The sequence below is a fragment of the Pseudomonas sp. Seg1 genome (assembly GCF_018326005.1).
Classification (GTDB): domain Bacteria; phylum Pseudomonadota; class Gammaproteobacteria; order Pseudomonadales; family Pseudomonadaceae; genus Aquipseudomonas.
In genome coordinates, this window is sequence record NZ_AP021903.1 from 1,940,070 (window position 1) to 1,953,713 (window position 13,644).

The window sequence follows — 13,644 nt, forward strand, 5'->3', positions numbered from 1 at the left end:
GCCCCATCGCTGGCAAGCCAGCTCCCACAGTTTTCGAGTCGTTTGCAGAATAGCTATTCGACGCGAAAACCTGTGGGAGCTGGCTTGCCAGCGATGACTGACTCACAGGCGACACAGAACTAAGGCAATTCAATCCGCTCAACTTCCCCCGGCACCGTCGGCCAATCCCCGGCCGCCCACTTGCGCCGCGCCTCATCAATTGCCGCCGGATCACTCGCCACAAAATTCCAGTTGATCCGCCGAGGCCCGTCCAGCGGCGCGCCGCCGAATATCACTGCATGTAAATCGCTGTCGGCAAACAGGCTCATCTCTTCCCCGGCCGGCAACACCACCAGCGCGTGCGGTTCAATCGCTTCGCCATTCAACTGCGCATCACCGCTCAATACATATACCGCCCGTTCCTCATGCTCCGTCGGAATCAGCAGCGTGGTCGCCGTCTGCATCTTCACTTCGGCATACAGCGTAGGAGAAAGCACCGGCACCGGTGATTCCAGGCAAAAGCCTGACCCGGCAATCATGCGAATCTGCACGCCGAGGTTATCGCTGACCGGCAAGGTCGCTGCCGGGTGATGGCTGTAATGTCCGGGGCCCTGCTCGTGATCCTTGGGCGAAGCCAGCCAGATTTGCAGGCCGTGCATCGTGAAGCTCTGCTCCCACAGCGGCTCAGGTGTGCGTTCAACATGAGCGATGGCGCTGCCGGCAGTCATCCAACTGACATCGCCAGCGCTGACCACCTGATCGGAGCCGAGGCTGTCCTTGTGCTGGATCTGCCCTTCAAACAGATACGTAAGGGTCGACAGACCAATGTGCGGGTGCTGTCGGATGTTCATGCCTTTGCCGGTCGGATACACGGTTTCGAGCATGTGATCAAAAAACACGAAAGGCCCGACGCTACGGCATTTGGCTGACGGCAACGGGCGCAGAATCGGCTGGCCTTCGACGTCTTCGGCGCGCGGGCGGATGATCAGAGGTTGCGTGTCCATGGTGCATTCCAGGCTGAGCGGGTGATGCCAGAAGCATAACCCGCCACTGGCGCTGTAGTGATTACTGGCTGTCAAAGCCTTGTGGGGCGTGGGTTTCGATGGCCACTTCGCTGGTGGTCATCAGCTTGTGGATCGGGCAGCGGTCGGCGACGCGCAGCAATTCTTCACGCTGGGCATCGGTCAACACGCCTTTGAGGGTGAGGGTGACGTGCAGGGCGTATTTGCCTTTCTGCTCCTCACTGTTGTCGCGTTTCACTTCGACACCGACGCCGGTCAGCGGGATGTCTTTCTTTTTTGCGTACATCTTCAGGGTCAGGGCTTTGCAGGCACCGAGGGCGGCGTCGAAGTAGTCGTGCGGCTCAGGTGCCGAGCCTTCGCCACCGGCGGATTTCGGTACGTCGGCAAACATTTCGTGGTCATCGATTTGTACGGTGTGACGAAAACCTTCAGCGGAGACGGTATTGACGGTAACGGTCATGGGAACCTCACTGGCAGTAGGAAAAGTCGTTCGATCAAAAAAGACCTTGAAGTTATAGAGCATTCCCACTGGTGCGCGTTCCACTTTCCTGCGGGATGAACCCTTGTCATCAGGGCGGGGTCTAGGCTATGCCTACTTGTCGGAGATTAATTGTGTCTTTGTTTCGTTTGAGTCTCGCCTGCCTCCTGGTGTTCGCCGGTACTGCCAGCGCCCGCGAATACACTTACAGCGATGCACACCTGCACTACGTGGATTTTTTCCAGGAAACCGCCGGCATGGCGAAACTGCTGACGGCGATGAAGGAAAACTCCATCGAGCATGTGATGATTTCCGGCATCCCTGTAGCGAAGAAGTGGCACGAAGACGAACCCAAGCGCCCACGTTATTACGCCGGCGATGACGCTGATGCCTATTGGTACAGCGCCACCGACGTGATCGTCGCCGACGCCGTACAGAAATTGACACCTGAGCAGCGTCCGTACTTTCATCCATTCCTTTCCGGCTTCAACCCCAACGACAAAAACTCCGCCGCGCACATTCAACGCATGCTCGATCTGTATCCAGGGTTGTGGCAGGGCATTGGTGAAGTGTTTACCCGACATGATGACCTGACGGCACTGACGTCCGGCGACACGCCGCGCGCCAATAACGAGGCTATGACCAAGATTTATCACCTGGCGGCGGAAAACGATTTACCGGTGATGCTGCACTCCAACATCACCTCCAAGCGTGAGAAGAATCCGCTGTACCTGAAGGAAATCGAGGAGCCGCTGCGTAATCACCCGCACACACGGTTCATCTGGGCCCACGCCGGTACCAGCGCCGAGATTCATCGACACCAGACGCAACTGGATTTTCTCCTGCCCACCCTCACGCGCATGCTTGAGGCTTACCCCAATCTGTTTATCGACTTGTCGTGGAGCATGCTCACGCCTTATCTGCTGGACGAACAGGGCAAGCCGCGTCCGGAATGGCTTGCGCTGGTGGAGAAATACCCGGAGCGCTTCATGCTCGGTTCAGACGTCGTAGGGCGTTTCAACAAACTTGGGCAGGAAATGCATAGCTTCAGCCCGTTCCTCGACGCATTGCCGGAAGACGTTGCCCGCAAAGTGGCGCGAGATAACTTTTTGGCGATCTTGCCGCGAATGGAGTTCAAGTCCGGCAAAACCGCGCTGAATCGTTAATGCCGAGCGTTCGAAGTATTAAGGCCTTTTGATATCACTTTTTCGTCTTACGCAAATTCTCGCCGGGCCGATACCTTCTACAGCAACCAGCTGCAGGGTTGATGCAGCGCTTTTGGAAGGAACCAGAGCAATGAGTATCCGTAGTCTCAATATTGCCCCGCGCGCCGGACTGGGTTTTGGCCTGTTGGCCCTGATGGTATTTGCCCTCGGCGCGTTCGCCCTGCTGCAAATGTCGAACATGCGCGCGCAGTCTGATGAGGTCGACAACAACTGGCTGCCCAGCGTGATGGCCGTCGGCGAGATGAGTCAGGACATGTTGCGCCTGCGCGCACTGACCATGCGCCTGCTGCTCAATCGTGATCCGCAGGCGCTGCAGCAGAATGTCGCCAAGCTCAACGAGCTGCGCGGTGTGCTGAGTGAAGCCCAGCAGCGTTATGACGTGCTGATCGTGTTGCCCGAGGAGCGCAAGCTGTTTGATCGCTTCAAAGTCGCCGAGCACAAGTATCTGGAGTTCCAGGCGCAGGTGATGCAGTTGTCTGCTCAGGATCGAGTCGAGGAGGCTGCTGCGATTCTCAATGGCGAGATGAGTCCATTGGCCGACGACATGGCGGTCACCCTTCGTGAACTGGTCGAGCTCAATAAGCACAATGCGAATCTCGCGACCGAGGCTGCACGACTGGTTTTCATCAATTCGCGGGTGTGGGTCGGTGTCATGATCGCTGTCACTGCACTGATCACCATCGGGCTGGCGCTGCTGTTGACCCGCAGCATCGTGCTGCCGCTGGCGCAATCGCTAGGTGTCGCGGAAGTGGTAGCGGGCGGCGATCTGACTGGCGACATCACGATCTCCGGCAAGGATGAACCGGCGCGGCTGCTGCATGCGCTGAAAAGCATGCAGCACAATCTGCGTGAGACGATCCGGCAGATCTCGGAGTCTTCCAGCCAACTGGCCTCGGCCTCGGAAGAGCTGAGTTGCGTCACCGAAGACGCCACGCGCGGATTGCATCAACAGAGTCTGGAGATCGAGCAAGCGGCCACGGCGGTGAATCAGATGACCGCAGCGGTGGAGGAGGTGGCCAGCAATGCGGTGGCGACCTCCGAGGCCTCGCGTGAATCCGATCGGATTGCCCAGCACGGCCGCGAGCAGGTGCAGCAGACGGTGTCGTCGATTGAGTTTCTGGCTGAGGATGTGACCAGCAATGCCAGTCAGGTGGAAGACCTGGCACAGAAGGTTCATGGCATCAGCAAGGTATTGGACGTGATTCGGTCGATTGCCGAGCAGACTAACCTGTTGGCGCTGAACGCGGCAATTGAGGCCGCGCGCGCCGGTGATGCCGGGCGCGGGTTTGCGGTTGTGGCGGACGAAGTGCGGGCACTGGCGCATCGCACGCAGCAATCGACACAGGAAATAGAGCAGATGATTGGCGGGATCCAGCAAGGCACGGATTCGGCGGTCAGTTCGATGCAGCAGAGCAATGTTCGAGCGCGCTCGACGCTGGAACTGGCCAAGGCTGCCGGGACTGCGCTGGAGGAGATCGCTTCGGCGTTCACGCTGATCAATGAGCGCAACCTGGTGATCGCCAGTGCATCGGAGGAGCAGGCGGCGGTGGCGCGGGAGGTGGATCGCAATTTGATGAATATTCGCGATCTGGCCATGCAGACGTCGGCGGGGGCGAATCAGACCAGTGCGGCGAGTCAGGAGTTGTCACGGTTGGCGGTGGATTTGAACAATATGGTGGCCAAATTCTCGGTTTGAATAAGCACTGAATCCTGTGGGAGCGAGCCTGCTCGCGAAGGCGTCCGTTCGGTCAAATTTTTCAGTGACTGGCACTCCGCTTTCGCGAGCAGGCTCGCTCCCACAGGGTATTGGTGTCGTTGCAGAAATCGCAGGCAATAAAAAGCCCCGCATCTTCGGGGCTTTTCACATCCATCGGATCAGCTACCTTTGACAGCCTTGCCGTTGACCGTACCGTCCTGGAGCATGATGTTGTACTCCTTGCCGTCGGTTTCAACCTGTTGCAGGCGGACCAGCAGGTAATCCCAATCCTTGGCGAACCACAGGACGGTGATGCGCTTGCTTTGTGTCGGGTCGCGTACGCGCTCGACCTTGATCGCATCGATCTTGCCAGCCTTGGTCTCGACTTTTTCCGAACCCAGCACGCGGAAGTCATAGGTATCGACTTCGCCGTCATCGACCACTTGATAGCTCATGGTCTTTTTGCCGGCAGCCACGTCATGTTGCAGTGCCAGTTGATAGGTCGACTTGTCGACCATGCCACGGTTCAGCGGGATTTTCACCGCGTCGCCACGGTCGGTGCCGGTGACCATTTTGCTGTTCCAGTCGAAATCCAGATCAGCTTTCTTGGCTTTGCCCAGACCGCCACGTTCGAAGTGGTAGGACTGCGGCAGCAAGGTGTCCTTGTCCAGGGTCATGGTGCTTTGTTCGGTCAGGCTGGCGATCATCATCGAGGCCTTGAAACTGAGCGTCCAGACGCCGTTGGCACCTTTGGTCAGGCTGCGTTCGGCAGTGCCGCTCATGGGCAGCTGCTTCCAGTCGGCGGTGTAGCTGGCGGAGAACGGTTGAAGGTCTGCCGCCTGCGCAAAAGGCAGGGCGAGCAGTGCGCAAGCGAAGAGCAGGGCGCGACGCATAATATCTCCTAGTGTCGAATCAAGTGGCCGCTGGCCGCGAGTAACTGGCCATCCAGTAAAGCACCTTGCTCACCGAGTGCCAGTCGCCCTTCGGCAAACCAGCGTACCGCCATCGGATAGATCAGGTGTTCCTGAACATGCACTCGCTGCGCCAGACTCTGCGGCGTGTCGTGCAACTCTACCGGTAATACTGCCTGTACGACCAGTGGTCCGCCATCGAGTTCCTCGGTGACGAAGTGTACGGAGCAGCCGTGTTCCGTATCGCCGGCCTCCAGCGCGCGCTGATGAGTGTGTAACCCTTTGTATTTGGGCAGCAGCGACGGATGGATATTGAGCAGGCGACCCTGATAGTGGCGAACGAAATCAGCGCTGAGAATGCGCATGAAACCGGCCAGCACCACGAGCTTCGGATTGAATTCGTCGATCAGTTCGACCAAGGCAGCGTCGAAGGCCTCGCGACCCTCGAATGCCTTGTGATCCAGCGAGCGGGTGGCGATACCCGCGTCACTGGCGCGTTGCAGGCCGTAGGCGTCGGCACGGTTGGAAATCACCGCAGCGATGCGAACCGGGCTGTCGCCGGTCCGCGTGCTGTCGATCAAAGCCTGCAAGTTACTGCCGGTGCCGGACAACAGCACCACGACATCACAGGTTGCGGACATTAATGAGCCTTAAGGTTCTTCAGTTCGACCTGAGCAGCGCCTTCGGCAGCTACAGCGATCTGACCGATGACCCAAGGCTGCTCGCCAGCGTCACGCAGGGTGTTCAGAGCGACTTCAACGTGCTCCTGAGCCACGCAGATGACCATGCCGACGCCGCAGTTCAGGACGCGGTGCATTTCGGTATCGTCAACGTTGCCTTGCTCTTGCAGCCAGTCGAAGACGGCCGGGCGAGTCCAGCTGGCAACGTCAACCACGGCCTGAGCGCCTTTTGGCAGAACGCGCGGGATGTTGTCGAGCAGGCCGCCACCGGTGATGTGGGCCATGGCTTTGACCGCGCCGGTGTCTTTGATCAGCTTGAGCAGCGGCTTCACGTAGATGCGGGTCGGAGCCATCAGCAGGTCGGTCAGCGGTTTGCCGTCGAGCTGGATGGTTTCGATGTCTGCACCGGACACCTCGATGATCTTGCGGATCAGCGAGTAGCCGTTGGAGTGCGGGCCGGACGATGGCAGCGCGATCAGGGCGTCACCGGTGGCGACTTTCGAGCCGTCGATGATTTCGGCTTTTTCCACGACGCCGACGCAGAAGCCGGCCAGGTCGTAGTCTTCGCCTTCGTACATGCCTGGCATTTCAGCGGTTTCGCCGCCGACCAGCGAGCAGCCGGACAGTTCGCAGCCAGCGCCGATGCCGGTAACCACCTGGGCAGCGGTGTCGACGTTGAGTTTGCCGGTGGCGTAGTAGTCGAGGAAGAACAGTGGCTCAGCGCCGCAAACGACGAGGTCGTTCACGCACATCGCAACCAGGTCGATACCGATGCTGTCGTGCTTGTTCAGGTTCAGCGCCAGACGCAGCTTGGTGCCGACGCCGTCGGTGCCGGAAACCAGTACAGGCTGCTTGTAGCCGGCCGGGATTTCGCAGAGGGCGCCGAAACCGCCCAGGCCGCCCATGACTTCCGGGCGCGCAGTGCGCTTGGCGACGCTCTTGATGCGTTCGACCAATGCTTCACCGGCGTCGATGTCTACACCGGCGTCCTTGTAGCTCAGGGAGGGTTGCTTGCTCATGATCCAGGCCTTTAGGGGAGGGGATTCAGGGGTAACGACCGAGTTCAGCGGGAACATCGAAATCGAGGGGGCGATGGCCTCACGCGAGTTTCGAGGTGCCCGGCTGTTGCCGGTCTGCGAAGGCGCGCGATTTTATCAGGCTTGAGGGGCAGCGGCCATCCTCGCACCGACGGGCAGGGCCATATCGGCGGAAATTTTTTGCAATTGAGGCGTACGGGTGCCTGTATAAGGTGTGGCAATTAACCGTCTATCGTTATCACTGTGCAAAAACTTACCGCCGCCGTGTGAATGTTTTGCAACGGCCGAGGGTCACAGCCTTGCTCAACCGGTTCACGCGGCCTGTTCCAGCCGCTCCTGTCGACGGGAATTTTCCATGCGTTTTTGTAAATTGTTGTTTGTGGGCTGTTTGTCTGTGGTCAGCCTGGCGAGTCATGCCGAAAACCTCAAAGGCCTCTATCAAGTACGTGAGCCGGTCCACGGCCAGGCACCGGAAGAACGTGATCGCGCGACTCAGGCTGCGCTGGATACGCTGGTCCTGCGCCTGACCGGCGACCCAAAAGCCCCGCAGAGTCCAGGGCTGGCGGCGATTCGCAAAGATCCGCAGCAGATCATCAGCCAGTTCGGTTTTGATGCCGGGCCGCCGGAGGTGCTAAAGGTCGACTTCGATCCGGCGACCACCGAACAGGCCCTGCGCCGTGCCGGGTTGTCCTTGTGGGGCGCCAGTCGACCTTCGATTCTGAGCTGGTGGCTGAACGACTCTACCGAAGGTTCGAGTCTGGTCGGTGACGGTCAGGCCGCGGCCGCGCCGTTGCGTACGGCTGCTCAGCACCGTGGTTTGCCGCTGCGTTTGCCGCTGGCCGATCTGAGTGAGCAACTGGTTGCCACGGCGCCTGCTTTGGAAGGAAGCGATCCGGCGCCGTTGCGCGGTGCTTCGGAGCGCTACAACGCGGATGCCTTGCTGGCCGTGCATGCGCGCGAAGAGGGCGGGCAGTGGCAAGCCAAATGGCACTTGTGGCTGGGCGATCAAAAAGAAGCTGGCAGCGTGCAGGGCGCCGATCAGGTCGCCGTGGCCGATGCGGTGATGCTGGCGGTGGCCGAGCGCCTGGCGCCACGCTTTGTTGCCAAGCCCGGGGCTTCGGGGCAGCAGACCCTGGAAGTGCAGGGCATGAATCTTGAGCATTACGCCACGCTGCTGCGGTTACTCGAACCGTTCGGCGTGCGTCTGCAAAGTGTCGATGGCGATCGCATCGTCTATCGGGTCAATGGCAGTGCCGATCAGATGCGTGCGCAGTTGTCGCTGGCAAAGTTGCAGGAACTGCCCGCCGAAGCGCCCGTGCCAGTTGCAGCGCCACAGCCAGCAGTAGCAGGTGCTCCGCCCGTTGTGGCTCCGGCCCCGACACCGGCGGCCCCGTCGTTGCGGTTTCGCTGGTAAGTCTTTCCTTATATAGAAGCAACAGGAGTGGTACATGGCCGATACGCGGCGTTGGTTCTGGCTCGGTGGGGTAGTCCTGCTTTGCGCGTTTGTATGGTTGTTGCATCCGATCCTCACGCCGTTTCTGGTGGCGTTGCTGCTGGCGTATCTGTTCGATCCGCTGGTGGATCGTCTGGAGCGCCTCGGTCTGTCGCGCACCTGGGGCGTGATCGCCGTGTTTGCCTTGTTCACCCTGATCGTCACGGCGCTGTTGCTGGTACTGGTGCCGATGCTCGCCAAACAATTGCTGCGCTTGTACGAACTGGCGCCGCAGATGCTCGACTGGTTGCAGCACACGGCGTTGCCGTGGGCACAGGCGAAGCTCGGGCTGTCGGATGGCTTCTGGAAGTTCGACAAGGTCAAGGCGGCGATCAGCGAGCACATGGGTCAGACCACTGACATTGTCAGTGTGGTGCTGAGTCAGGCAACGGCGTCGAGCCTGGCGTTGATCGGCTGGCTGGCCAATCTGGTGCTGATCCCGGTGGTGAGCTTTTACCTGCTGCGCGACTGGGACGTGATGATGGCCAAGATCCGCAGCCTGCTGCCGCGCGATCGTGAAGTAACCATCGTGTCGCTGGCGGGCGAATGTCATGAAGTGCTTGGGGCATTTGTGCGCGGTCAGTTGTTGGTGATGGTGGCGCTGGGTGTGATCTACGCGGCGGGACTGATGATCGTCGGTCTCGAGTTGGGGCTGTTGATCGGCCTGATCGCGGGCCTAGCGGCGATCGTGCCGTACATGGGCTTCGTGATCGGCATCGGCGCGGCGCTGATTGCCGGGTTGTTCCAGTTCGGCGGTGATCTTTACCCGATGATCGGGATTGTTGCGGTGTTCATGGTCGGCCAAGCGCTGGAAGGCATGGTGCTGACGCCTTTGCTGGTGGGCGACCGCATTGGTCTGCACCCGGTGGCGGTGATCTTTGCGATTCTGGCCGGTGGCGAGTTGTTCGGGTTTACCGGGGTACTGCTGGCGTTGCCAGTGGCGGCGGTGATCATGGTGCTGGTGCGCCACGTACACGACTTGTACAAGGACTCCGACATCTATAGCGGGGCGGACGAGCCCGAGTTGTAGTGGCAGTGACGGCCACCCGGCAAATCGCCGGGTTGGCCCGTGTCATGCAGGTGTTGGCGTCAGAGAATCTGTCATAAAACCAGTGTGTTAACGCAAACCTTTGATTTGGCTGGACTCTGTTGCATTGTGCGCTCAGCTTCACGGGTATAAACTTCGCAAACTTTACACAGAGGCCACTAACGGTTCCTTGGGAACTGTTCAGTCAGCATGAAACCGATTCAGCTGCCCCTAGGTGTGCGTCTGCGTGACGACGCCACCTTCATCAACTACTACCCAGGCGCCAATGCCGCTGCACTCGGCTATGTCGAGCGCCTATGCGAAGCCGACGCCGGCTGGACAGAAAGCCTGATCTACCTGTGGGGCAAACACGGCGTAGGGCGTACGCATCTGTTGCAGGCCGCGTGTCTGCGTTTCGAGCAGATGGGCGAGCCGGCGGTGTATCTGCCGTTGGCCGAGTTGATGGATCGCGGTATCGAAATTCTCGACAATCTTGAGCAGTACGAACTGGTCTGCCTGGACGACTTGCAGGTGATTGCCGGCAAGGCGGACTGGGAAGAGGCGATGTTTCATCTGTTCAACCGTCTGCGTGACAGCGGTCGGCGCCTGTTGATTGCTGCTTCGACCTCGCCGCGTGAACTGCCGGTCAAACTGGCTGACCTGAAATCGCGTCTGACCCTGGCGCTGATCTTTCAGATGCGCCCACTCTCCGATGAAGACAAATTGCGTGCTTTGCAATTGCGCGCATCGCGTCGTGGTTTGCACCTGACTGACGAAGTCGGGCATTTTATTTTGACTCGCGGCACCCGCAGCATGAGTGCACTGTTTGACCTGCTTGAACAGCTTGATCAGGCCTCGTTGCAGGCGCAACGCAAGCTCACCATTCCCTTCCTCAAAGAAACCCTCGGCTGGTAGCCATCCCTTTGGTTCTGCGGCTTTCAGCGTGTTTCGGCATATTACAGGCGCCAGAAAATCCGCGTTCCTGCACCGCTTGCAGGTCGCGTATTCGTTCAAATGGGCTTAAGCGCTTAGATGTAAACGAGAAACCGAGAAGTCACAAAAAGATCGATTGAATTTGCAAATGAGGTCGATAGCGGGCATAGTCTCGGCTTCTTTACAACTATCAGCCACGGTCGTGCCCATGCTAAAGCGCTTCGCACCCCTCGTGCCTCTCGCACTCGTCACCCTGTTGTTCGGTTGCGCTGCTCATTCTCCAGTTCAAGAGCAGCCACAACAGGTTAAAAATTCTGCCACTGCCCAGTCTTCCGTTATTTACCAGGAAGAGCTGGACACCGAAAAAGAACTGTCGGACTTCAACGGCAACAAGCCTTACCAGCTTCCAGTTCTGGCCGACAGCATCCTCGAACGCGGCATGTCCCTGATCGGTACCCGTTACCGTTTCGGTGGTACATCTGAAGCCGGTTTCGATTGCAGCGGTTTCATCGGCTATCTGTTCCGCGAAGAGGCCGGCATGAACCTGCCACGCTCCACTCGCGAAATGATCAACGTGGATGCGCCGCTGGTATCGCGTAGCAACCTCGAGCCGGGCGATCTGCTGTTCTTCGCCACCAACGGTCGTCGCGGTCGTGTCAGCCACGCCGGGATCTACCTCGGTGACAACCAGTTCATCCATTCCAGCAGTCGTCGCAGCGGCGGTGTTCGCATCGACAGCCTGGGTGACAGCTACTGGAGCAAGACCTTCATCGAAGCCAAGCGTGCACTCGCCATGGCCCCGACCGTGGTCACCGCGCGCAAGTAATTTCCCGGTTGTCGCCACGTCCGTGGCGACAACAAAGCTTCCCGGCAACGGAGTAGACCTAGACTTTACAAGGTGAAGTTAAAGTCTTACTTGAAGTTTGCCGCGTAGCCGCTAGAATCCTGAATCTATATTGATGGCAAACCGCCTGCGTGCTGCGCAGGCGGTTTTGTTTTCTGTCCATCCGGCAGAGAAAGCCGCAGCCAGATCAGGATGTTCTGCTTATGACCATGTCGGCCCGTCTCGCATTGATCTTCTTCGCAGCGCTGCTCAGCGCCTGCGCCAGTCGTACTCCGCCGTCTGCGCCTGTAGTTCGCGCTCCGGTCGTGTTCGGCCCTTCCCAATCTTTCTCGCCCGCTGCTGAAGACGTGCTGTTCCGCGCGCTTGGTCTGGTCGGCACGCCTTATCGCTGGGGTGGCAACACGCCGGATTCAGGGTTTGATTGCAGCGGGCTCATAGGTTTTGTCTACCGTGATGCGGCGGGTATCTCTCTGCCGCGCTCGACTCGCGAGCTGATTGTGATGCAGGCGCCGAATGTCGGTAAGGAAGGCTTGCAGACGGGGGATCTGATCTTCTTCGCCACCAATGGTGGTTCGCAGGTCAGCCATGCGGGGATTTACGTCGGGGAAGGGCGCTTTGTGCATGCACCGGCTACTGGCGGTACGGTGAAGCTGGATAGCCTGTCGAAGGCGTATTGGCAGAAGGCTTATCTGAGCGCCAAGCGGGTGTTGCAACCTGAGCATCTGGCGCATAACCCGTAATTCAATTCTTTGAAGAACCCTTATGGGAGCGGGCTTGTGTGGCGAGGGGATTTATCACCGATGGGTGGCGAAGCCGCCCCAAAACAACCCTCTCAGTCCACCCGTTGTACCGAGTGTGATGGTTTGGCGACTGCTTCGCAGCCGATCGGGGATAAATCCCCTCGCCACACAAGCCCACTCCCGCAGGTATTGCGTACAGCGGTTAGAACTCTACTTCGCTGAAGACACCCGCCACACCTTGTTCCCCACATCATCCGCCACCAGCAAGCCGCCTTGCTGATCGATCACCACGCCTACCGGGCGGCCAAGCGCGTTCTCGTCCTTGTCGAGAAACCCCGTCAGCACATCCACCGGCGCACCTCTCGGCTTGCCGCCGGTAAACGGCACGAAAATCACTTTATAGCCACTGTGCGGCTTGCGGTTCCATGAGCCGTGCTGGCCAATGAACGCACCTTCCTTGAACTGCGCCGGCAGCGTGTTGCCTGCGGCGAAGGTCAGGCCCAGCGAAGCCGTGTGCGGGCCGACGGCGTAGTCTGGAGCAATCGCCTTGGCGACCAGATCGAGATTCTGCGGCTCCACCCGCACATCGACGTGCTGGCCGTAATAGCTGAATGGCCAACCATAGAAGCCGCCATCCTTGACCGAGGTAATGTAGTCCGGCACCAGATCGCTGCCGATTTCGTCACGCTCGTTGACTGCCGTCCACAACGCACCGCTGGTAGGTTCCCAGGCCAGACCGTTGGGATTGCGAATGCCCGAGGCGAAAATCCGGTGATTGCCGGTCGCCCGATCCACTTCCCAGATCGCGGCGCGACCTTCCTCTTTATCCAGGCCGTTTTCGCCGACGTTGCTGTTCGAGCCGACCGTGACGTACAGCTTGCTGCCGTCCTTGCTGGCGATGACGTTCTTGGTCCAATGGTGATTCAGCGTACCGCCGGGCAGATCCGTGACTTTGATCGGTTGCGACTTGATCTCGGTCGCGCCAGCTTCGTAATGGAAGCGCAGCAGGCGATCGGTATCCGCCACATACAGATCATTGCCGACCAGGGTCATGCCAAACGGCGAGTTGAGATTCTGCAGAAACACCGTGCGTGTCTCGGCCACGCCATCGTGATCGGCGTCGCGCAGCAGGGTGATGCGGTTCGGGCTCGGCACGCCGGCGCCAGCCTTGCCCATGACTTTCTTCATCACCCAGCCACGAACGCCGCTGCTGTCGTCAGGTTTCGGCGGGGCATTGGTTTCGGCCACCAGCACATCACCATTGGGCAGCACGTAGAGCCATCGCGGATGATCGAGGCCTTCGGCGAACGCGGCAACCTGGGTGCCTGCCGCTGCTGTCGGTTTGCCGCCCTCGGGCCAGCCGACCGCCGGAGCAATATTCACCGTCGGGATCAGGGTCTTATTGGGTTCGGGCAGCTTCGGTGACGGGCCGGTGCCGTCGGAAACTTGCAGGCTGGAGGATTCACCGCAGGCGGTGAGCCCTCCGGCGAGGGCGATGACGAAAACGAGCTGGGACTTGCGCATTACTGATCTTCCCTATGAATGCATTCCTAATCATAGAGGAGCGCGCAAGCCCGAT

The 13,644-nt window shown here is 59.4% G+C and carries 13 protein-coding genes; 7 read left to right on the forward strand and 6 right to left on the reverse strand.

What is annotated here, in order from left to right; translation table 11 throughout:
- Positions 1-119: 119 nt before the first annotated feature.
- Positions 120-983, reverse strand: coding sequence for a pirin family protein (locus tag KI231_RS08655; protein ID WP_213027980.1), 864 nt, complete (start codon positions 981-983; stop codon positions 120-122).
- A 61-nt stretch (positions 984-1,044) separates the two neighbouring features.
- The gene (locus KI231_RS08660) at positions 1,045-1,461 is read right to left on the reverse strand and encodes an OsmC family protein (protein ID WP_213027981.1); all 417 of its coding nucleotides are present in this window, start codon (positions 1,459-1,461) and stop codon (positions 1,045-1,047) included.
- 128 nt (positions 1,462-1,589) lie between these two features.
- Here KI231_RS08660 and KI231_RS08665 point away from each other — a divergent pair, with 128 nt between their 5' ends.
- Together KI231_RS08665 and KI231_RS08670 are read left to right on the forward strand one after the other, a co-directional pair.
- Positions 1,590-2,645: an amidohydrolase family protein gene (locus tag KI231_RS08665; protein WP_502937311.1), complete on the forward strand. Its 1,056-nt coding sequence runs from the start codon at positions 1,590-1,592 to the stop codon at positions 2,643-2,645.
- Positions 2,646-2,775: 130 nt separating this feature from the next.
- Complete coding sequence (locus tag KI231_RS08670) at positions 2,776-4,401, forward strand: methyl-accepting chemotaxis protein (RefSeq protein WP_213027983.1); 1,626 nt, start codon at positions 2,776-2,778, stop codon at positions 4,399-4,401.
- A 179-nt stretch (positions 4,402-4,580) separates the two neighbouring features.
- Here the strand turns inward: KI231_RS08670 and KI231_RS08675 are convergent, their stop codons facing one another.
- The 3 genes from KI231_RS08675 to purM are packed head-to-tail and all read right to left on the reverse strand — an operon-like array spanning position 4,581 to position 7,011.
- Positions 4,581-5,294, reverse strand: a complete 714-nt coding sequence (locus tag KI231_RS08675) for a DUF3108 domain-containing protein (protein ID WP_213027984.1) — start codon at positions 5,292-5,294, stop codon at positions 4,581-4,583.
- An 8-nt stretch (positions 5,295-5,302) separates the two neighbouring features.
- Positions 5,303-5,953 carry a phosphoribosylglycinamide formyltransferase gene (gene purN, locus KI231_RS08680; protein ID WP_103306610.1) on the reverse strand — a complete coding sequence of 217 codons (651 nt, stop codon included), beginning with the start codon at positions 5,951-5,953 and terminating at the stop codon, positions 5,303-5,305.
- On the reverse strand, positions 5,953-7,011 hold the full coding sequence (gene purM / locus KI231_RS08685; protein ID WP_213027985.1) for a phosphoribosylformylglycinamidine cyclo-ligase: 1,059 nt from the start codon (positions 7,009-7,011) through the stop codon (positions 5,953-5,955). The genes purN and purM overlap by 1 nt, the downstream gene beginning before the upstream one ends.
- Positions 7,012-7,384: 373 nt before the next feature.
- Here purM and KI231_RS08690 point away from each other — a divergent pair, with 373 nt between their 5' ends.
- The 5 genes from KI231_RS08690 to KI231_RS08710 all read left to right on the forward strand — a co-directional run bounded on the left by KI231_RS08690 (position 7,385) and on the right by KI231_RS08710 (position 12,065).
- The gene (locus KI231_RS08690; RefSeq protein WP_213027986.1) at positions 7,385-8,443 is read left to right on the forward strand and encodes a DUF2066 domain-containing protein; all 1,059 of its coding nucleotides are present in this window, start codon (positions 7,385-7,387) and stop codon (positions 8,441-8,443) included.
- A 34-nt stretch (positions 8,444-8,477) separates the two neighbouring features.
- The gene (locus tag KI231_RS08695) at positions 8,478-9,551 is read left to right on the forward strand and encodes an AI-2E family transporter (RefSeq protein WP_213027987.1); all 1,074 of its coding nucleotides are present in this window, start codon (positions 8,478-8,480) and stop codon (positions 9,549-9,551) included.
- Between the two features lie 207 nt (positions 9,552-9,758).
- Positions 9,759-10,463, forward strand: a complete 705-nt coding sequence (gene hda / locus KI231_RS08700) for a DnaA regulatory inactivator Hda (RefSeq protein WP_003223042.1) — start codon at positions 9,759-9,761, stop codon at positions 10,461-10,463.
- Positions 10,464-10,689: 226 nt separating this feature from the next.
- Complete coding sequence (locus tag KI231_RS08705) at positions 10,690-11,307, forward strand: C40 family peptidase (protein ID WP_213027988.1); 618 nt, start codon at positions 10,690-10,692, stop codon at positions 11,305-11,307.
- A 221-nt stretch (positions 11,308-11,528) separates the two neighbouring features.
- A complete protein-coding gene (locus KI231_RS08710; protein WP_213027989.1) occupies positions 11,529-12,065 on the forward strand; it encodes a C40 family peptidase in 537 nt (178 codons plus the stop codon).
- 210 nt (positions 12,066-12,275) lie between these two features.
- On the opposite strand, the gene KI231_RS08715 is transcribed toward KI231_RS08710, so the two are convergent.
- Positions 12,276-13,589, reverse strand: coding sequence for a PQQ-dependent sugar dehydrogenase (locus tag KI231_RS08715; RefSeq protein ID WP_213027990.1), 1,314 nt, complete (start codon positions 13,587-13,589; stop codon positions 12,276-12,278).
- Positions 13,590-13,644 lie beyond the last annotated feature (55 nt).